General features: G+C 57.9%; 14 protein-coding genes. 5 read left to right on the forward strand and 9 right to left on the reverse strand.

Translation table 11 applies throughout. From position 1 onward, the window contains the following. The 7 genes from ACI7MX_RS11850 to ACI7MX_RS11880 all read right to left on the reverse strand — a co-directional run. Positions 1–1,892, reverse strand: a 1,892-nt coding sequence (locus ACI7MX_RS11850; RefSeq protein ID WP_405587460.1) for a T6SS phospholipase effector Tle1-like catalytic domain-containing protein, incomplete at its 3' end; no start/stop codon positions are given. Next, positions 1,877–2,413 (reverse strand): DUF3304 domain-containing protein, encoded by a 537-nt coding sequence (locus ACI7MX_RS11855; RefSeq protein ID WP_405587463.1) that lies wholly within the window; start codon positions 2,411–2,413, stop codon positions 1,877–1,879. The genes ACI7MX_RS11850 and ACI7MX_RS11855, both read right to left, overlap by 16 nt. After that, positions 2,398–2,922, reverse strand: a complete 525-nt coding sequence (locus ACI7MX_RS11860; RefSeq protein ID WP_405587465.1) for a DUF3304 domain-containing protein — start codon at positions 2,920–2,922, stop codon at positions 2,398–2,400. The genes ACI7MX_RS11855 and ACI7MX_RS11860 overlap by 16 nt, the downstream gene beginning before the upstream one ends. 488 nt (positions 2,923–3,410) lie before the next feature. After that, complete coding sequence (gene ligA, locus ACI7MX_RS11865) at positions 3,411–5,768, reverse strand: NAD-dependent DNA ligase LigA (RefSeq protein ID WP_405587468.1); 2,358 nt, start codon at positions 5,766–5,768, stop codon at positions 3,411–3,413. 97 nt (positions 5,769–5,865) lie between these two features. Beyond that, complete coding sequence (gene zipA / locus ACI7MX_RS11870) at positions 5,866–6,744, reverse strand: cell division protein ZipA (RefSeq protein WP_405587471.1); 879 nt, start codon at positions 6,742–6,744, stop codon at positions 5,866–5,868. Between the two features lie 257 nt (positions 6,745–7,001). Further along, the gene (smc, locus tag ACI7MX_RS11875) at positions 7,002–10,490 is read right to left on the reverse strand and encodes a chromosome segregation protein SMC (protein ID WP_405587474.1); all 3,489 of its coding nucleotides are present in this window, start codon (positions 10,488–10,490) and stop codon (positions 7,002–7,004) included. Positions 10,491–10,492: 2 nt separating this feature from the next. After that, positions 10,493–11,152 (reverse strand): GntR family transcriptional regulator, encoded by a 660-nt coding sequence (locus ACI7MX_RS11880; RefSeq protein ID WP_314487344.1) that lies wholly within the window; start codon positions 11,150–11,152, stop codon positions 10,493–10,495. Positions 11,153–11,377: 225 nt separating this feature from the next. Between ACI7MX_RS11880 and xdhA the strand changes: the two genes are divergently transcribed. The 4 genes from xdhA to guaD are packed head-to-tail and all read left to right on the forward strand — an operon-like array spanning position 11,378 to position 17,381. Continuing rightward, on the forward strand, positions 11,378–12,835 hold the full coding sequence (xdhA, locus tag ACI7MX_RS11885) for a xanthine dehydrogenase small subunit (RefSeq protein WP_405587478.1): 1,458 nt from the start codon (positions 11,378–11,380) through the stop codon (positions 12,833–12,835). Continuing rightward, entirely contained in the window at positions 12,828–15,239 is a 2,412-nt protein-coding gene (xdhB, locus tag ACI7MX_RS11890) for a xanthine dehydrogenase molybdopterin binding subunit (RefSeq protein WP_405587481.1), read from the forward strand. The genes xdhA and xdhB overlap by 8 nt, the downstream gene beginning before the upstream one ends. Next, a complete protein-coding gene (gene xdhC, locus ACI7MX_RS11895; RefSeq protein ID WP_405587484.1) occupies positions 15,232–16,074 on the forward strand; it encodes a xanthine dehydrogenase accessory protein XdhC in 843 nt (280 codons plus the stop codon). The genes xdhB and xdhC overlap by 8 nt, the downstream gene beginning before the upstream one ends. An 8-nt stretch (positions 16,075–16,082) precedes the next feature. Further along, positions 16,083–17,381, forward strand: a complete 1,299-nt coding sequence (gene guaD, locus ACI7MX_RS11900) for a guanine deaminase (protein WP_405587487.1) — start codon at positions 16,083–16,085, stop codon at positions 17,379–17,381. 153 nt (positions 17,382–17,534) lie between these two features. Here guaD and ACI7MX_RS11905 read toward each other — a convergent pair whose 3' ends face one another. Then, a complete protein-coding gene (locus ACI7MX_RS11905; RefSeq protein ID WP_314487358.1) occupies positions 17,535–18,302 on the reverse strand; it encodes a GntR family transcriptional regulator in 768 nt (255 codons plus the stop codon). Positions 18,303–18,539: 237 nt separating this feature from the next. Between ACI7MX_RS11905 and ACI7MX_RS11910 the strand changes: the two genes are divergently transcribed. Continuing rightward, positions 18,540–19,730, forward strand: coding sequence for a benzoate/H(+) symporter BenE family transporter (locus tag ACI7MX_RS11910; RefSeq protein ID WP_405587490.1), 1,191 nt, complete (start codon positions 18,540–18,542; stop codon positions 19,728–19,730). An 18-nt stretch (positions 19,731–19,748) separates the two neighbouring features. Here the strand turns inward: ACI7MX_RS11910 and ACI7MX_RS11915 are convergent, their stop codons facing one another. Continuing rightward, entirely contained in the window at positions 19,749–20,510 is a 762-nt protein-coding gene (locus ACI7MX_RS11915) for an SDR family oxidoreductase (RefSeq protein ID WP_314487364.1), read from the reverse strand. Positions 20,511–20,641: the final 131 nt, after the last annotated feature.

Below are 20,641 nucleotides of genomic sequence, written 5' to 3' on the forward strand. Positions count from 1 at the left end.
TTGGTCAGATACACCAGCCCGCCGGCGGCCATATCGACGAACCGACCGACCGTGAACATCTCCGAGTTTTCCGGCAATTGCCACTCGGCCACGTAGTCAACGCGGAACTCGTTCATGGCGGCCCTCAGCTGGCTGTGGTCCAGCGAGGGTTCAAAGGTTTTGGCGGTGTTAATGGCGACGGGGGTGGACGCGCCGATGCGCTGCTCGAAGGCCCGTTTGGTGTGCTCATGCTGCACTCGTTCTTCACGCTCGCTGTCCGACCATTCGGGTAACGGCTGGCCAGAGCGAGCGGCCTGATCTTCTGCCAGTTGCATCGCGTGCAAGGCCTTGAATGCCTCGCGTTCTTTAACGGTCATGTCCGGGCTTTCGCCAGGGTACTTACCGGTGACGTGAGAGTAAGCGGCGGAATCCTCGAACCAGTAACTGGCATAGCGGTGGATGCGCCAACCAGTGATCAGCCCGGCCTGATGCGCCATGGCGGTTTCAAGCGGGCCGGGAATCAGGGTGGTGCGCCAGGTGTTGAAGTGTTGGATGAGGGTTGGGGAGACTTCAAACTCGGCTAACGTTTGTGCATCCATTAACAACCAAGGGCTACGTTCTACTTGATCAGAATGAAGGGCTTCCCTCGGAGCCTGCAAGGGAGCACCCACTTTATAAGCCTCACTGAACATGTGGTGCAGGGCGATTTGCGAAAGTACCTCCTTACTCCCTCCAAGTGATTTGCCCTGATCCCCCGGCGGATAGCCACCGCCCACATCTGAGTGCATGCCGGGGTACAGATATTCAACAGTGCCATTGCGATAGGTCGAGGGGCACAGCGGATCGTCAGGCCGCGCTTTGCGCCGTATCGAATCCAGCGGGAAACAGGCGCGCTGTTCGTGGGCCGAAACCAGATGCACGCAGCGCTCTAAAAACACCTCCGAATCCGACAGGCGCAGCGAATCGTCAGCCCAGCCCATATGCCCGCTGGCAAAGGGCGCCAGATACGCCACCCCCACTGACGCCACCGTGTCGAACAGCCCCATAAAGGCAATGCTGATGGGCAACCCGGCAAACAGATAACAGGTTTCACCTTCGACCTCGACCTTGGTCAAGGCCTCTAGCCAATTGGCAAAGGCCCGTGCTTCGGCAGCACCACGAGAAAAGCCGTATACATACAGGCGCATGGCCTTGATCAGCGGGGCGGTTTTCAGGCGGTTCTGTAACTCGACCTTTTGTTGCAACTCGCGAATCGGGCCTTCAAGGACTGCCTTGCGGCGGGCATAGCCGTCGCTGACAAGTGAAGCGCCCAGGGCATCCATGCCCACAGACGTGCCCATTTGCTGGATGAGTGCATAGGCATTTGCAGGCGCAAGGGGTTCTTCACGACAGGACACTTTCAGGGCATCCAGCAACCGGGTCAGTCCCCAGTTAATGCGATTCTCGCCCCCAGTAGCCGTGCTCAACCCCGAGCTGCTCGGCCCGAACTCGTGAATTTCCTTGAACTCGGTGCCCACACCGGGGATGTAGTAACGATAAAAAGCCAACTGACCGATTCGGGTTTTCAATGCACCTTCAGGGTTGCCGAGACTCGCATGATAAAGCCGCGCCACATTACTGGTGGTGGGTGGATTGCTCAATTTGTCAGACGGCTCATGATTATTGGTGCCGTCAAAACACAAGGTGATGTTCAACACATCCATACACGGTGGACCAAAATATCCTCGGCGTGCAGCCAGCTCAGTCCGCTCGGTTTCAATAGCGATCTGTCGCTCCACTTTGCGCTGCGCGATGCCGTTATCGGCCACCTGCTGAGGATGCGAAGGTAACAACCCCTTTTCGGGAAATTCCGGGGTCATCGCCAGAGGTTCCGCTGGCGGGCGTTTATCGAACGTATTCACGGAGTCGGGCATGTGCTGGGCACTTCCATTCGGCGGGGAAAGTTAAAGGGGTAATCCGGCATTCCAGGCAGTTGCGCTACGGCCGACACCACCACTTGATCGCAGGGCAGAAAATGCACATCGACGACGCCCAGTTCTTTGTAGGGTGCAACTTCAACGACAGTGCGGTGGTGGGTGTAATTGGCTCGATGGGCTTTGACTCGGTCACGCCAAGCATCCGTGAACATTGGCTCTGACCAATTCGCATAATCATGAGGCAACGGATCCTTCTCCCACTCCACCACCACCGTCAGCCCTTCACGCCATTGCACCGGCAACATCGCACAGCACATCTGGCTACCCGGCCCCCCTCCATAGGGGCCGAGGTTCGGGCCTCCGCCGCCGTTGACGCTGAAATGATTGATGGCGGCCGAAGTGTGGTTAATCCCTGAAACGGGAGCGCCCAACATCGTCGGCCGCGACTCGACACAGCCTTGCAGCATCAGGGTGGCCGCCAGCAGGAGAAATACGCGGCAAATCATGGTGTCGGGCATGGGCTGGGCACTTCCATTCGGCGGGGAAAGTTATAGGGGTGATCCCTGAGACCTTCATAGGTCGGGCTGGCAGAAACCTTGACCTGATCGCATGGCAAGAAATGCACGGTGACCAGTCCCAGTTGCTTGTAAGGCGCTACTTCAACAACTGCGCGGTGACGGATGTATTTGCTTTGATGCTCTTTTGCAGCTGCGAACCAGCCTGCTGAATAGCGAGGTTTTGGCCAATTTACCGAAGCGCCCACATTCGGATCCTTCTCCCACTCCACCACCACCGTCAGCCCTTCGCGCCATTGCACTGGCAACATCGCACAGCACATCTGGCTACCCGGACCACCGCCGTAGGGGCCGATGTTCGGGCCTCCGCCGCCGTTAACGCTGAAATGGTTGATGGCAGCCGAAGTGTGGTTAACCCCAGAAATCGAAGCCCCCAACATCGTCGGCCGCGACTCGACACAGCCTGATAGCAACAGGCTGGCCGCCAGTATCCAGACCCCTCCGGACGTCATGAGGAATGCACGTACACAGCGTTGATGTAGAGCCAAAAAAGATGAGTGACGGCGAAAAAGCTGGCAGAAGATGGGCATCCGTTTCCCTCAATGTAATGGCGGTGAGGGAATGCGGTGTTCGACTCCCCCGTCATGGCTGACAGGGAGGAATTAGATGAGAATACAAAACTCTTGTATGTCGGACGGTTCCGCCTGAGACGACAGAAGCATGCTGTTTTTATGAAACTCGCATCTGACAAAAGCCGCTCATGTGCGAACGCTGTTGTAGACCAAACAGGGGAACGTCTGATCTGGTAGCCGCTGTCGAGTCGTGCGAGGCTGCGTTCGACGATACAATCGTCGCCAACACTATAAATACGCTGTATTTGAAACAAAAAATCCGGCCATCAGGTAGGCCTGATGCACCGGATTTAATGTGTTTACAACGGCTGCGCCGCCGATCGCATCCTCGTACGACTCGGCAGCGGCTACAGGGGTTGTGCCAAGCGCTAGATCGAAATCCCTTGCTGCGCCAGGAACGCGACAAAGGCTTCTTCATCCAGCACTTTAAGCCCGAGCTCATTGGCTTTGACCAGCTTGGAGCCTGCGCCCGGCCCCGCGACCACGCAATGGGTCTTGCCAGACACCGAACCCGACACCTTGGCGCCCAGACTCTCCAGCTTGTCTTTGGCCACATCACGGCTCATCAATTCCAGCGAACCGGTCAACACCCAGGTCTGCCCAGCCAGCGGCAAGCCTTCAACCGCCTTTTTCTCGCTCTGCCAATGCATGCCGAAGTCTCGCAGTTGCGCCTCGACCGCCAGCGCCATGTGAGCATTCTCGGCATTGTCGAAGAACTCCCGTACCGCCTTGGCTTGCTTCTCTGGAAGCGCTTGGCGCATATCGAGCCAATCGGCATCGATCACGGCTTCTAGCGAGCCAAATTTATCCGCCAGCTTCTGCGCACCGCCCGGCCCCACGGACGGAATATGCAATTTGTCGATCAACCCGCCGAGCGTGGCACTGGCCGCGAACTCGGCACCCAGTTCGCCCTGATCCTGCAACTCAAGCCCGCGCTCAAGCAACTGGGCGATCACTTGCTGGTTGTGCGCATCGCTGAAGAAACTGTGAATCTCATGAGCCACTTCGAGCCCGACGTCCGGCAGATAGGTGAGCACTTGCGGCAAGGCACGCTGCACACGCTCCAGCGAGGCCAACGAACGGGCCAGTACTTTCGCCGTCTCTTCACCCACGTCAGGAATACCCAGCGCATAGATAAAGCGCGCCAGTGTCGGTCGTTTGCTGTCAGCGATTGCCGCCAGCAAATTCTTGCTCGACAGTTCGGCAAAGCCTTCCAGGTCGACAATCTGCTCGAAGGTCAGGGTGTACAGGTCGGCAGGTGAGCTCACCAGACCTTCGTCCACCAGTTGCTCCACGCTCTTTTCGCCAAGGCCTTCAATGTCCATCGCCCGGCGCGACACGAAATGAATAATCGCCTGCTTGAGCTGCGCACCACAGGCCAACCGACCGACACAGCGATACACCGCCCCTTCGCTGATGGTTTCGCGGCCCTTGCTGCGTTTGATCAATTGCGTGCGCTCAACGTGCGAGCCGCACACGGGGCACTTCTCAGGAATATGCACAGGGCGCGCATCGGCTGGCCGACGCTCAAGCACCACTTGCACGACTTGCGGAATAACATCGCCAGCACGGCGAATAATCACCGTATCACCAATCATCAACCCCAGACGCGCCACTTCGTCCATGTTGTGCAAGGTGGCGTTGGACACCGTTACACCGGCGACTTTCACCGGCTTGAGCCGCGCCACGGGCGTGACCGCGCCGGTACGGCCCACTTGAAATTCCACATCCAGCAGCTCGGTCAGCTCTTCCATTGCCGGGAATTTATGCGCAATGGCCCAGCGCGGCTCACGCGCACGAAAGCCCAGCTCGCGTTGTGACGCCAGGCTGTTGACCTTGAACACCACGCCGTCAATTTCATAGGGCAGCGATACGCGGCGCTCGCCAATGTCACGGTAGTAATCCAGGCATTCGCCAATGCCCTTGGCCAGCTTCAGCTCGTGACTGATGGGCATGCCCCATTGCTGCAACTGTTTAAGGTTGCCGATGTGAGTATCCGAGATGTCTTCAGAAACCTGCCCCAACCCGTAGCAACAAAATTCCAGCGGCCGGCTGGCGGTAATTTTCGAGTCCAACTGACGCAGGCTGCCCGCCGCCGCATTACGCGGGTTGGCAAACGTCTTGGCACCCACGGCCAACTGAGACTCATTGAGACGCTCAAAACCCGCCTTGGACATAAACACTTCACCGCGCACTTCCAGCACGGCGGGCCAGCCACTGCCATGCAGCTTGAGCGGGATGTTGCGCACCGTGCGCACATTGACGCTGATGTCTTCACCCGTAGTGCCGTCACCACGGGTTGCACCGCGCACCAAAACGCCATCCCGATACAGCAGGCTGACGGCCAGACCATCGAGTTTGGGTTCACAGCTGTACTCGACCTCAGCGCCGCCACCGAACAGATCGCCTGCGGGCATGTCCAGCCCATCGCGCACACGGCGATCAAAGTCACGCATGTCGGTTTCTTCAAAGGCGTTCCCCAGGCTCAGCATCGGCACTTCGTGACGCACCTGAGTGAAAGCAGACAACGCCGCGCTGCCGACTCGCTGGGTCGGTGAGTCCGCCGTGATCAGCTCGGGATGCTGCGCTTCCAGCGCTTTGAGCTCGTTAAACAAACGATCGTATTCAGCGTCCGGAATGCTCGGCTCGTCCAGCACGTGGTAGCGATAGTTGTGCTGATCCAGTTCAGCACGCAGCTCTAGAATGCGGGTATTGGCGGCGGTCATGGCGGGTGTTCTCTCACAAAGCAAAAGAGCAGCCTGGGCTGCTCTAGAGTTATTCATTTCGTGTGTCAGTGGGGGCCAGCGCACCAGCCCCCTCTGTTCAGCGTTTTTGGGTCAGGGCACGACGCTCGAATTCGACGATGCGCTGACGATAATGCTCGATGGTCTGCGCCGTCAAAACACTGCGCTGGTCATCTTTAAGCTCACCGTTGAGCTCCTGAGCCAGTTTGCGAGCCGCCGCCACCATCACATCAAAGGCCAGTTTAGGATTGCGCGGCCCCGGCAAACCGAGGAAGAAGCTGACTGCAGGGGTGCTGAACAGGTCAATATCGTCCAGGTCAAACACACCTGGCTTCACGGCATTGGCCATCGAGAACAGCACTTCACCGTTGCCCGCCATGCTTTCGTGGCGATGGAAAATATCCATTTCACCAAATCGCAGGCCGCTTTCGAGAATGTTCTGCAACAACGCAGGGCCTTTGAAGCCATTGGTATCGCGGCTGATGACGCTAATGACCAACACTTCCTGAGCTTCTGGCTGAGGCTGGGCTTTCTCTTCGCTGGCCGATACCGCAGGCGTCGAGCGGCCACGCGGCTTGGCGTCATGAACAAAGTCATCATCACGAGCGCTGAGGCTCAGGCCATCATCTTCAAGATCAAGGTTGAGGTTTAAATCACCCTGGCTTGGCTCGCCTGCACGCTTGCTGCGCTTGGCGCCTTTATCACGGGCCGTCATGCTGACCGATGGCAAGTCATGCTCATCGAGTTGCGGCTCTTTATGACTCGGGGTGTCCAATACTCGGGAAGGGCCGAGCAACTCAGCACTGGCCTCCTCGTCCGGAGCATTGGAAAAGCTGCGATCCAGGCGAAACTTAAGCTTGCCCTTGCCACCGCGCATGCGGCGCCAGCCATCAAAAAGAATACCGGCGATGACCACTATGCCGATGACGATCAGCCACTCGCGCAGACCGATTTCCATGTAATCCCGTGCCCCTAAAAAATGATTCTATGAAGAAGAGCCTAAAGCCCTTTAAAACGTGGCGCCAACTCTATGTTCTGAATGGCGTTTTGCCCACGTACAAAAAATGAAACGCTAAATTAGCACGACCAAAGATAACTTTACACCGTCCGTCGCTTTGAGCTAATGCAATGTGACCTTCGCTCTATAAACAGATTCGGTCAAATATCCAGGAAATCACTGACTAACAAATTATTTACCCCTTACAAGCTTATAGCTCATGCGTCGACCATTGCCATTGCCTCCTCGACATCGACCGCTACCAGACGCGAGCAACCGGGCTCATGCATTGTTACGCCCATCAACTGATCGGCCATCTCCATGGCGATTTTATTGTGGGTGATGTAAATGAATTGCACGGTCTGCGACATCTCTTTAACCAGTCGGGCGTAACGGCCCACGTTGGCATCATCAAGCGGTGCATCGACTTCATCGAGCATGCAAAACGGTGCCGGGTTGAGTTTGAAAATGGCAAAAACCAAGGCCAGAGCCGTCAGTGCTTTCTCGCCACCGGACAGCAAATGAATCGTGCTGTTCTTCTTGCCCGGTGGACGCGCCATAATCGTTACCCCTGTATCGAGTAAATCTTCGCCCGTCAGTTCCAAGTAAGCGCTGCCACCACCGAAAACTTTTGGGAAAAGCGCCTGTAATCCACCATTTATCTGATCAAAGGTATCTTTGAAGCGACTTCGCGTCTCTTTGTCGATCTTGCGAATCACGTTTTCCAGCGTTTCAAGCGCCTCGACCAGATCGGCATCCTGGGCATCGAGATAACGCTTGCGCTCGGACTGCTGCTGATACTCATCAATGGCCGCCAGGTTGATTGCACCCAGACGCTGAATTCGCGCCGCAATGCGCTCCAATTCTTCTTCGGCCTGCTGTTCATTGATCTCGTCATTGAGGGTGGCAAGTACGCCATGCAAGTCATAACCATCTGCCAGCAACTGGTCTTGCAACGTCGTACGTCGCACGGTCAGCGCCTGCCACTCCATGCGTTGTTGTTCAAGCTGGCCGCGAATCAACTGCGACTGCTGCTCTGCCTGATTGCGGCGCTTTTCAGCCTCGCGCAGTTCGCGGTCGGCATCTTCAAGGGCCGCCTGAGCCACCTTAAGCTCTTCATCCACGGTCAAGCGCTTGTCGAGCAACTCTTCGAGCTTAAGACGCAGCTCTTCAAGGGGGGCTTCGCCCTCCTCCAGATTAAGATTGAGCTGTTCACGCTTCTCAGCCAGGCGCTCGGCCTGCATTTCAAGCCGTTCAAGGGCCTGACGGGTGGAATCGTGCTGCGCTTTGAGTGAGCCCAATCGAACCGCCAGTTGGTGCGCATGGTCCTTGTGCTGACGCGCTTCCTGGCGCACCCGATCGAGCCGCTCGCGTAAGCTGTCGCGCTGAGCCAGCAGCAACTCGCGCTGCTGGGTATCGGTGGCCATGGCGTCCAGCGCGTCTTGAAGCTGCAAGCGAGATTCACCAACGTGCTCATGCTCCAAGGCACGCTGCTCGCCTAACTCGGCCAGCTCTTCATCGAGGCGGCGGCGACGCAAGGTCAATTGCTCGACCTTGGCTTTACTGGCGGACAGCTTTGCCTTGATCTCACCTTGTTGACGGGCTTCGTCCTGCAAACGACGGCGAACCTGCTCGCGAGCCTCTTCTTGCGTCAGTTGTTGCTCACGCAGGTGCTGCAACTGCTCCTCAAGGGTCGCGAGGGTAGCTTCACGCTCATCGCGCTCCAGGCCCAGACGCTGGATTTCCTGACCACGCGCCAGTACCCCGCTTTCCGCCTCGCTGGCACGGCGCACACGCAGAAAGTTTGGGCCTACCCAATACCCGTCGCGGCTGATCAGGCTTTGACCGTCAGCCAACTGATTGCGCAAAGCCAGCGCCTGCTCAAGCGTCTCAACCGGTTTGACCTGGCCCAACCACGGCCCCAGGTCAAAGTCAGCTTCAACCTTATCCAGCAAGCTGCCAGCCATGCGCTCTGCCTGAGTACCGGCACTGAACAGACGCAAGTCGCCTTGAGAAAATCCGGGAAGATCAAGCGCGGCAAAATCATCCACCAGCACGGCTTGAAGGTCGGCCCCCAGTACGGTTTCAACCGCGAGCTCCCAACCCGCCACAACTCGCAACCCCTCAGCCAGACGCGGACGTTCGGCCAGCTGCTGCTCACGCAGCCACTCACCGGCACCCGTGCCCGGATCCAACGCCGCCTGCTGCAGGGCTTCAAGCGAAGCCAGACGACCATTGAGGCGCTGCAACTCGCCTTGTGCCTGCTGTTGATGCTGAGTGGCCTGCTGCAAGTCATGACGCACCTGCTCAAGCCGCTCAACCAGTTGTTCTTCAGCCGCCTGCAATTCTTCGTGGGTCAGCTCGCTGGTGGCGAGTAATTCGCTCAGTTCAAGAATGGCCGCGTCTTCAGGGTCTGCCGCCAGCAAGGCCCGCTCTTCTGCCAGACGACGCTGACGCTCGGCCACGCGCTCCATGCTGGTCTCCAGCTGCTGGATACGGGCCTGCAAGATTTCAGACTGACGCTGCGGCTCGGCCGAGCGCAGATTGAACGCATCCCACTGCTCCTGCCAGCCGTGCATGGTGTGTTCCGACTCTTCCAGCGCGGCGGCGGCCTCTTCAGCCGCTGCGCTGGTCAGCTCTTGCTCGGGCGCGAGCATTTCCAGCTCTTCACCCAAGGTTGCGAGCATCGTGCGGTCGTGCCCCAAGTGCGACTCGGTTTCGAGTCGCGAGCGTTCCGCTTCACGCAAGTCATCTTGCAACTGGCGCAGACGCTGCTGACCGTGCTGAATGCTTTGCTCCACCCGGGCAATGTCGCCACCGACCGAATAGAAGCGCCCTTGCACCAAATTGAAGCGCTCTGATAGATCATGGTGCCCATCACGCAGGCGCTCGATGCTGGCATCGGCATTGCGCTGCTCAGCCACCAAGGCCTCGAAGCTGACTTCCTGATCACCGATGACCGCTTCGCGCTGCCCGACCTGATCGTTCAGCGCCTGCCAGCGCAGAGCCGACAGTTGGGCCTTGAGCTGGCGCTCTTCGGCTTTGTATTCCTGATATTTCTCTGCGGCCTGCGCCTGACGGTGCAAGCGCTCGAGCTGACGCCCCAGCTCTTCTCGCAGGTCGGTGAGACGGGCGAGGTTTTCGTGGGTACGACGAATACGGTTTTCAGTCTCGCGGCGGCGCTCCTTGTACTTGGAGATGCCTGCCGCCTCTTCGATAAAGTTGCGCAAGTCTTCGGGCTTGGACTCGATCAACTTCGAGATCATGCCCTGCTCAATGATCGAATAGCTGCGTGGGCCAAGGCCGGTGCCGAGGAAGATATCGGTAATGTCGCGTCGGCGGCACTTGGTGCCATTGAGGTAATAGGTGGTCTGGCTGTCGCGCGTCACTTTACGGCGAATGGAAATTTCGGCGTAAGCCGCGTATTCGCCCAATAAAGTGCCATCGGAGTTGTCGAAGACCAGTTCGATACTGGCCTGACTGACCGGCTTGCGAGTCGTGGAGCCATTGAAAATGACGTCCGTCATCGACTCGCCACGCAGGTTCTTGGCCGAACTCTCGCCCATTACCCAGCGTACGGCATCGATGATGTTCGACTTGCCGCACCCGTTAGGGCCCACCACCGCGGCCATGTTGCTCGGAAAGTTAACCGTGGTCGGATCAACGAAAGACTTGAAGCCAGCCAGCTTGATACAGGTCAGACGCACGCTCAGGCACCCGTCAAGGCAGACAGCACCAGCGCACAACTGCGCTGGGAGTAGGAGCTCAACACCTCTCGAACTTGCGGTAAATCACGGGCCAGAACGGCCTCGAGCAGCTGGGCAAAGAGGGCCAGAAACTCGCTCATTTCAGCCTTGCGCTGTTCCAGAGCCAGGTAATAGGCACGACTCATGGCCGGGTGCAGGTTTTCAACGGTTTCCTGCAAGTACGGGTTATCCGCAAACGGATACGCCGCACGCATCACATTGAAGCTTTCCTCCACAAAGGCGCTGATGTCCTGACGCTCCAGGCTGGCGATCAAACGCTGCTGGATTTGCAGGAACGGCCCCAGGTCGGCGGGCACCGACCAGCGCTGGGCCACGGCGTTTCCGAGCAAGATGTACATCTCGCTCATCAACGTACACAGGCTTTGCACATTGTGCGGGGTCAGTTCAGTCACGTGCGCGCCGCGCCGCGGCAGGATGGCGATCAAATGGCGGCGCTCAAGGATCAGCAACGCTTCGCGCACAGAACCACGGCTGACATTCAGCGCCAGCGTGACCTTCTGTTCTTGAATACGCTCCCCAGGCTTGAGCTCCCCGCGAATGATCCGTTCGGCGAGGTGGTGAGCGATTTGCTCGGCGAGGCTGTCCGGCGCCTTGAACGTCATGTTTTACCTTCAGAATCTTTGATCAGTGCAAGCGGCGCAGTGTAACTCAGTTGATAGGTGCTCGCGCAGAGGCCCAAGTGCTCAATTTGGCACGATTTAAGCAATTAAATCGGGTGGATATGAATTCCAGGGATCGCTAAAGCCCATTTGTTGACCCCGAGGTCAACTTTAACTAGATTCAGTAGATCCCGCCCAAAGAAAAATAATGATTTTGCGAGGTAATCCGTGATCCAGTTCCTACTTAACCAGACATTGCGCACTGAGCACGCACTGGATCCGAATATTACCGTGCTGGAGTACTTGCGCGAACATGCGCACAAACCCGGCACCAAGGAAGGGTGCGCCAGCGGCGACTGCGGTGCTTGCACTGTCGTGGTCGGCGAGTTGCACACAAACCAGGGGGGTGTTGAGCAGTTGCGCTACCGCAGCATTAATGCGTGCCTGACCTTTGTATCGACCCTTCACGGCAAACAACTGATCAGCGTCGAAGACCTCAAGCATCAAGGGCAGCTGCACAGCGTGCAACGCGCAATGATGGACTGCCACGGCTCACAGTGTGGTTTTTGCACGCCGGGGTTTGTCATGTCGCTGTTCGCCCTGCAAAAAAACACCACGGCCAATCCTGATGGGCAGCAGGCCCACGAAGCCCTCGCGGGCAACCTGTGTCGCTGCACCGGTTACAGGCCGATTCTGGCGGCCGCCGAACAGGCCTGCTGCACTCGCCAGCCGGATCAGTTTGATGCCCACCTCAGCCAAACCGTCGCCCGCCTTAACGCCATCGCAACCGCACCGCCGGCTGAGTTGCACAAAGGTGACAAACGCTGCCTGTCGCCCCTGACCATCGACGATCTGGCCGAACTATATCAAGCGCACCCGCAAGCACGCCTGCTGGCGGGCGGGACTGATCTGGCGCTGGAAGTGACTCAGATGCATCGCCCGCTAACGCTCATGATTCATGTCGCCAATGTGGCCGAGATGAAGCGCATCGAGCGCGTCGGCAATCAGCTGGAAATCGGCGCTGCCGTCACGCTGACAGACGCTTATACAACCCTCAAATCTGAATACTCCGACTTCGGGGAGTTGCTGCACCGCTTCGCCTCAATGCAAATTCGCAATCAAGGCACGTTGGGCGGCAACATTGGCAACGCGTCACCGATTGGCGACACACCGCCCCTGCTCATTGCACTCGGCGCGCAGCTGGTCCTGCGCAAGGGTGCAGTGCGTCGCACACTGGCGATAGAAGATTTCTTTATCGACTACCGAGTGACAGCCCGCCAGGAAGGCGAATTCATTGAAAAGATCGTCATACCTTGCGCCAACCCTGACCATACCTTTCGCGCCTACAAAGTATCCAAACGCCTGGATGACGACATCAGCGCCGTCTGTGCAGCCTTCAACCTGCGCATCGACGAGGGCCGAGTGGTCGACGCACGTATTGCCTATGGTGGCATGGCAGGAACACCGAAACGGGCCAACCGCTGCGAAGCTGTGTTGCTGGGCTCACCCTGGAACTCAGCCACCGTTGAGCACGCCTGCGCCGCACTGGCTGACGATTTCACCCCGCTCTCCGATTTTCGCGCCAGCAAGGAATACCGCCTGTTGAGCGCGCAAAACCTGCTGCGCAAGTATTTCATCGAGCAGCAAACACCCCACCTTGAAACGCGGGTGACAGCTTATGTCTAACCATCACACGACCGAACCGACACAGGCCGAACTGAGCGCCCTCTTCCAGCAAGACCTGAAGACCGGTGTGGGCCGTAGCGTTAAACACGACAGCGCCGAGAAGCACGTGTCGGGTGAAGCGCAGTACATCGACGACCGCCTGGAATTTCCTAACCAACTGCATCTTTATGCACGCTTGTCCGACCGTGCTCACGCCAAAATCCTCAGGGTTGATACCACGCCCTGCTATGCCTTCGACGGCGTTCGGCTGGTGATCACCCACACCGACATTCCCGGCCTCAAAGACATAGGCCCGCTGCTGCCCGGCGATCCGCTGCTGGCCATCGACATTGTCGAGTTTGTTGGCCAGCCGGTGCTGGCGGTGGCCGCTTGCGATCTGGACACCGCGCGCAAAGCCGCGATGGCGGCCATTATTGAATACGAAGACTTGGAACCCGTGCTTGATGTGGTGGAGGCCTTGCGCAAAAAAAATTTTGTGCTCGACAGCCACACCCACCAACGCGGTGATTCCAGCAACGCCCTGAGCAAAGCCACTCATCGCCTGCAAGGCAACTTGCACATTGGCGGGCAAGAACACTTCTACCTAGAAACGCAAATTTCTTCTGTCATGCCCACCGAAGATGGCGGGATGATCGTTTACTGCTCGACGCAGAATCCGACTGAAATCCAGAAACTGGTGGCCGAAGTCCTCGACGTTTCAATGAATAAAATCGTCGTCGACATGCGCCGCATGGGCGGCGGCTTTGGCGGCAAGGAAACCCAGGCCGCCAGCCCCGCCTGCTTGTGCGCCGTGGTGGCACGCCTGACGGGCCAGCCGACAAAAATGCGTTTGCCGCGTGTCGAAGACATGATGATGACCGGCAAGCGTCACCCGTTTTACATTGAATATGACGTCGGCTTTGATGATCAGGGCAGACTGCAAGGGATCCAGCTGGACTTGGCGGGCAACTGTGGCTATTCGCCAGACTTGTCCAACTCGATTGTTGACCGCGCCATGTTCCATGCCGACAACGCCTATTACCTGGGCGACGCGACCATCAACGGCCATCGTTGCAAGACCAACACCGCATCGAACACCGCCTACCGTGGCTTTGGTGGGCCACAAGGGATGGTGGCCATTGAAGAGGTCATGGACCGTATCGCCCGCCATTTGGGACTCGACCCGCTGACCGTGCGCAAGGCTAACTATTACGGCAAGACCGAACGCAACGTGACCCACTATCACCAGACCGTGGAACACAACCTGCTCGAAGAAATGACCGCCGATCTGGAAGCCAGCAGCCAGTACGCAGCGCGGCGCGAAGCGATCAAAGCTTTTAATGCCAGCAGCCCGATCCTGAAAAAAGGCTTGGCCCTAACCCCGGTCAAATTCGGTATTTCCTTTACTGCCAGCTTTCTCAATCAGGCCGGCGCACTGATCCACATCTACACCGATGGCAGCATCCACCTCAATCATGGTGGCACCGAGATGGGCCAAGGCCTGAACATCAAAGTGGCGCAAGTGGTGGCCGAAGTGTTCCAGGTTGACGTCAGCCGGGTGCAAATCACTGCAACCAATACCGACAAAGTGCCTAACACCTCGCCTACCGCCGCCTCCAGTGGCAGCGATCTGAACGGCAAGGCTGCGCAAAACGCCGCTGACATCATCAAGCAGCGTCTGGTGACCTTTGCGGCTGATAAATATCAAGTCGAGCCTCAGGCGGTGGTTTTCCGCAATGGCCAAGTACGCATTGGCGAACAACTGCTGAGCTTTGAAAGCCTGATCCAGCAGGCGTACTTTGGCCAGGTGTCGCTGTCGAGCACGGGCTACTACAAAACACCGAAGATTTTTTATGACCGCACGCAAGCACGCGGCAGGCCGTTCTACTATTTCGCCTTTGGCGCCGCCTGCGTCGAAGTCATCATCGACACCCTGACCGGCGAATATAAAATGTTGCGCACCGACATCCTGCACGATGTCGGCGCCTCACTGAACCCGGCCATCGATATCGGTCAGGTCGAAGGCGGCTACCTTCAGGGGGCTGGCTGGCTGACCATGGAAGAACTGGTGTGGAACGCCAAAGGCAAACTCATGACCAATGGCCCGGCCAGCTACAAGATCCCGGCCGTCGCCGACATGCCGCTGGACCTGCGCGTCACCTTGGTTGAAAACCGCAAAAACCCCGAAGACACCGTCTTCCACTCCAAGGCCGTGGGCGAGCCACCGTTTATGCTCGGCATCGCTGCGTGGTGCGCCCTCAAGGACGCGGTGGCCAGTCTGGCGGATTACCGCGTGCAACCCTGCATCGACGCACCGGCGACACCCGAGCGAGTGCTGTGGGGCTGTGAGCAAATGCGCAAACACAACGCGAATTCCTCCCAGACTCTGGAAGCCGTCGCCGTCGAGGGATATTGCGATGAATAACTGGATAAGCGCCCTCGCCGACTTGCAGCAACAAGGCGAACCTTGCGTGCTGGTGACCATCATCGAAGAACTCGGCTCGACCCCTCGCAATGCCGGCTCGAAAATGGTGATCAGCGCCACCCGCACCTACGACACCATTGGTGGCGGGCACCTGGAATACAAGGCCATGACCATTGCTCGCGACATGCTCGAAAGTGGCAAACAAGACACCCAACTGCAGCGCTTCAACCTGGGCGCCAGCCTGGGGCAGTGTTGCGGAGGGGCAACAGTGTTGCTGTTCGAGCCGATGGGTCAAGTGCAAGCGCAGATCGCCGTATTTGGCGCAGGCCACGTAGCGCGCGCCTTGGTGCCGCTGCTTGCCAGCCTGCCCTGCCGCGTGCGCTGGATCGACTCACGCGAACAGGAATTCCCCGAGCACATTCCGTCGGGCGTGCGTAAAATCGTCACCGATGAACCCGTCGACGAAATAGCTGACCTGCCAGCCGGTTGCTACTGCATCGTGATGACGCATAATCACGCTTTGGATTTGGAACTCAGCGCCGCACTGCTCAAACGCAACGACTTTACCTATTTTGGCTTGATCGGCTCCAAAACCAAGCGCGTAAAGTTCGAGCATCGCCTGCGCGACCGAGGTATCAGTCCACAGCACCTGCAGCGCATGTGCTGCCCGATGGGGTTGAGTGAAGTCAAAGGTAAATTGCCTGTTGAAATTGCCATTTCCATCGCCGGCGAAATTATCGCCACCTACAATGCCCATTTCGGCCAGCACACCGCCCGCGCCGAACCCATTACGCACTTGCTGCCGTCATCAAGACGCAGCCACGCCACGACTTGAGAAACATCATGACCCGCAAAGCTTACCGCGCCGCCATTTTGCACAGCATCGCCGACCCTGCCGAAGTGGGCATAGAAGCGTCCTACGAATACTTCGAAGACGGCTTGCTGGTGGTTGAGAACGGTCAGATCAGCGCTGTCGGCCACGCCAGTGAATTGCTGGCGACGCTGGCCGCCGACACCCCCGTCACCGAATACCCCGACGCGCTGATCACGCCGGGCTTTATCGACACCCATATCCATTTTCCGCAGACCGGCATGATCGGCGCCTACGGCGAGCAACTACTGGACTGGCTGAACACCTACACATTCCCGTGCGAAAAGCAGTTCGCCGACAAGGCCCATGCCGACGAAGTCGCGGATATTTTCCTGAAGGAACTGCTGCGCAACGGCACCACCACCGCGCTGGTATTTGGTAGCGTTCATCCGCAATCGGTCGACGCCCTATTTGAGGCCGCCCAACGCCTTGACCTGCGCTTGATCGCCGGCAAAGTGATGATGGACCGCAACGCGCCCGACTACCTGACCGACACCGCCCAATCCGGCTACAGCGAAAGCAAAGCCCTGATCGAGCGCTGGCACGGCAAAGGCCGCTTGCATTACGCCGTTACCCCCCGCTTCGCTCCCACCAGCACCCCTGAGCAACTGACGCTCGCCGGCAAGCTGCTGAGCGAACACCCGGGCCTGTACCTGCACACCCATATCAGCGAAAACCTTCAGGAAATCGAGTGGGTGAAGTCGCTGTTTCCTGAGCGCAAAGGCTATTTGGATGTGTACGACCACTACCAACTGCTGGGTGAGCGCTCAGTGTTTGCACACGGCGTGCACTTGTGTGATGAAGAGTGTGCACGCCTGGCCGAAACGGGCTCAGCTGTCGCCTTCTGCCCGACATCCAACCTGTTCTTGGGCAGCGGTTTGTTCAACTTGCCGATGGCTGAAAAGCACAAACTCAATGTCGGTTTGGGAACGGATGTGGGCGCCGGCACCAGCTTTTCGCTGCTCAACACCCTGAACGAAGCTTATAAGGTCATGCAACTGCAAGGCGCCCGCCTTAACCCATTCAAGTCGCTGTATCTGGCGACTTTGGGCGGAGCACGGGCACTGCGTCTTGAAGACCGTATCGGTAACCTGCAACCGGGCAGCGATGCTGATTTTGTGGTACTCGACTACAACGCCACACCATTGATGAGCTATCGCCTGCAGCAGTCGAAAAACATCGCTGAAACGCTGTTCGTATTGATGACCCTGGGCGACGACCGCACCGTAAAAGAGACCTATGCGGCGGGCAACCGGGTGCATGCGCGCTAGATATCACCTGACTTCGTAGCAGCTGCCGAAGGCTGCGTCCGGCGGCGCAGCCGTCGTAAAGTCGCAGAATGCGTTATTTCTGATTGGCCGCACTCACTCAATTTACGATCACTGCGTGATCGGACGTCGCCTTCGGCAACTGCTACGAAAAGCTCAGAGTTTGGTTGCCGACCGAGCGTTTTTACCCTTGGTTTGCAGCAAGTGAGAAAACACTGCATGCAAATCATCCGACGCGCTTTCTTCGTCGAGGTTGAGCTTGCTATCGATGTGATCCATGTGGTGCATCATCAAATGCACCGCCTGCTTGGCATCGCGCGCTTCAATGGCATCAATCAATTGCATATGCTCGTCGTATGAGCAGTGCGAACGGTTGCCACTTTCGTACTGGGCAATAATCAAAGACGTCTGCGACACCAGACTGCGCTGGAAGCTGATCAAGGGCGCATTCTTCGCCGCCTCGGCCAACTTGAGGTGGAACTCACCCGAAAGCCGAATGCCAGCCCCGCGATCACCGCGCGAAAAACTGTCGCGCTCGTCCTGCACCATGCCGCGTAGCTGCGACAAATCCTCGGCCGTAGCATGCACAACCGCCAATTCAGTGATCGCCTTTTCAACCAGTCGACGGGCGAAAAACACCTGGCGCGCTTCCTCTACACTCGGGCTCGCCACCACCGCACCGCGATTAGGCCGCAATAACACGACGCCCTCGTGTGCCAGACGCGACAGTGCGCGTCGAATAATGGTGCGACTCACCCCAAAGATTTCGCCCAGCGCTTCTTCGCTCAACTTAGTGCCAGGCGCCAGACGCTGTTCAAGGATCGCCTCGAAAATATGCGCGTAAACGATATCGTCCTGGGTTCCACTTCGGCCGGTCTTGCCTGCGCGGGGTTGTTTCTTGAGAGGCTGCAACTGTTCGTTCATGGGCACTCGTGTGGGAAAACGGCGGCGAATAGGCGCTACGTTAATACGTAAACGGGCGTCGCTGACAGAGAATTAATGCGAAAAAAACAGCACGCATTGTACACAACCAGCAGTGCCAGTACGACTGTACGGTCATTTGCGCCCCCGTCTGTATGGCAACGAAATGTAACGTTTGCGCTTAGGCTGACGCCAGCTCCACCGCAACCGTATTTATTCAAGAACAAGGACTCTCGCTTCATGAACGACGCCTCCCTGCCGCGCTTGCATCCGCTGAACGACACGTCACCCTCGGCAGTGGTTGCTGGCTTTATCGCCATGATGACCGGCTACACCAGCTCGCTGGTGCTCATGTTCCAGGCCGGCCAGGCAGCAGGCCTGAGCAGCGGACAAATTTCTTCGTGGATCTGGTCGCTATCGATTGGCATGGCGGTGTGCAGCATAGGCTTGTCGTTGCGTTATCGCACGCCCATCACCATTGCCTGGTCAACACCGGGTGCCGCACTGCTGATTACCAGCCTGGGTGGCGTCAGGTATGACGAGGCCATCGGTGCGTACATCACCTGTGCGGTGCTGGTGATCATATGCGGCATGACCGGCAGCTTCGAGCGGCTGGTCAAACGCATACCGGCGTCACTGGCGGCAGCTTTGCTGGCCGGCATCCTGTTCAAAATCGGCAGTGAAATATTCGTCGCAGCCCAACATCGCTCCGGGCTGGTGATCGGCATGTTCGCCACCTACTTGATCGTGAAGCGCCTGACCCCGCGCTATGCCGTTTTGGCGGCATTGGTGATCGGCACCCTGCTCTCGGGCTTGCTCGGGCTCCTGGACTTCAGTGGTTTCGCTCTGGAGGTGGCCGTACCGGTATGGACCACGCCTTCATTCTCGCTGGCGGCCACCATCAGCATCGGCATCCCGTTGTTTGTAGTCGCCATGACTTCACAAAACATGCCGGGGATTGCGGTGCTGCGCGCCGATGGCTACACCGTCCCCGCCTCCCCGCTGATCACTACCACGGGCGTGGCTTCACTGCTGCTGGCACCCTTTGGTTCACACGGAATCAACCTCGCCGCGATCAGCGCCGCCATCTGCACCGGCCCGCATGCTCACGAAGACCCGAAAAAACGCTACACGGCGGCGATGTGGTGCGGGATTTTCTACGGCATTGCCGGCATCTTTGGGGCCACACTGGCGGCGCTGTTCGCCTCCTTGCCCAAAGAACTGGTGCTGTCGATTGCAGCGTTAGCCCTGTTCGGCTCCATCATCAACGGCTTGACCATCGCCATGAGCGAAACGAAAGAACGCGAAGCGGCGCTTGTCACTTTCATGGTGACGGCATCCGGCATGACACTGTTTTCAGTGGGCTCGGCGTTCTGGGGCATCGTCGCAGGGGTGCTGACCTTGATGATCTTGAACTGGAAAGCCAAGTAGGGGCTGTCGGTCAACCCTTCAGATCGCCATCGCGCCACCATCGACCGCCAATGCATGCCCGGTGGTGAACGCGGCACCGTCGGAGCACAAATACAAAACGGCACTGGCGACTTCTTCAACGGTGCCGATACGTCCAACCGGGTGAATGGCTGCCGCAAACTCAGCTTTTTTAGGATCAGATTGGTAGGCCCGGCGGAACATATCGGTATCGATCACCGCCGGGCACACCGCATTGACCCGAATACGCTTTTTGGCATATTCGATGGCCGCTGACTTGGTCAGCCCAATCACCGCATGCTTGGACGCCGAGTAAATACTCATCTTCGGCGCTGCTCCCAACCCTGCCACCGACGCAGTATTGACGATTGCACCACCGCCCTGAGCCATCAATAGCGGCAATTGATACTTCATGCACAGCCAGACGCCTTTCACATTGACACCCATGATGGCGTCGAATTCGTCCTGCGTGCCGTCAGCCAGGCGCCCCTGCTCAATTTCGATGCCGGCATTATTGAAGGCGTAGTCAAAGCGACCATAAATCAGCAATGTCTGCTCCATCAGATGCTTCACATCCAGTTCGCGGGTCACATCGCACGGCACACAGTGCGCGCTACCTCCCGCCGCCCGAATGAGCTCAACGGTTTGCTCGGCGCGCGGTACATCCACATCAGCCACTATCACGCTCAAACCCTCAGCGGCAAAAGCCAACGCGGTGGCGCGCCCAATGCCAGCACCGGCTCCAGTGATCACCACAACCTGACCGGAAAACGTCATGCTCATTATTCTTGTCCTCACAGGGAAAAAGGCTCTCAAGCCAATAAACGCGATGCCGTCACCTATCAAGCGCTTATTTATCGAAGTGATAAACACCCGACCACAATAATCACTCAACCTAATGAAAAACCATTCGT

This window comes from Pseudomonas sp. 2024-210 (genome assembly GCF_045062345.1).
GTDB lineage: Bacteria > Pseudomonadota > Gammaproteobacteria > Pseudomonadales > Pseudomonadaceae > Aquipseudomonas.

Bases quoted from the DNA above. Each gene is read 5' to 3' on its own strand.
- zipA (WP_405587471.1), bottom strand. From the start codon at position 6,744: ATGGAAATCGGTCTGCGCGAGTGGCTGATCGTCATCGGCATAGTGGTC.
- ACI7MX_RS11905 (WP_314487358.1), bottom strand. From the start codon at position 18,302: ATGAACGAACAGTTGCAGCCTCTCAAGAAACAACCCCGCGCAGGCAAG.
- ACI7MX_RS11860 (WP_405587465.1), bottom strand. From the start codon at position 2,922: ATGACGTCCGGAGGGGTCTGGATACTGGCGGCCAGCCTGTTGCTATCA.
- ACI7MX_RS11880 (WP_314487344.1), bottom strand. From the start codon at position 11,152: ATGACGTTCAAGGCGCCGGACAGCCTCGCCGAGCAAATCGCTCACCAC.
- ACI7MX_RS11915 (WP_314487364.1), bottom strand. From the start codon at position 20,510: ATGAGCATGACGTTTTCCGGTCAGGTTGTGGTGATCACTGGAGCCGGT.
- ACI7MX_RS11910 (WP_405587490.1), top strand. From the start codon at position 18,540: ATGAACGACGCCTCCCTGCCGCGCTTGCATCCGCTGAACGACACGTCA.
- xdhB (WP_405587481.1), top strand. From the start codon at position 12,828: ATGTCTAACCATCACACGACCGAACCGACACAGGCCGAACTGAGCGCC.
- guaD (WP_405587487.1), top strand. From the start codon at position 16,083: ATGACCCGCAAAGCTTACCGCGCCGCCATTTTGCACAGCATCGCCGAC.
- ACI7MX_RS11855 (WP_405587463.1), bottom strand. From the start codon at position 2,413: ATGCCCGACACCATGATTTGCCGCGTATTTCTCCTGCTGGCGGCCACC.
- xdhC (WP_405587484.1), top strand. From the start codon at position 15,232: ATGAATAACTGGATAAGCGCCCTCGCCGACTTGCAGCAACAAGGCGAA.
- ligA (WP_405587468.1), bottom strand. From the start codon at position 5,768: ATGACCGCCGCCAATACCCGCATTCTAGAGCTGCGTGCTGAACTGGAT.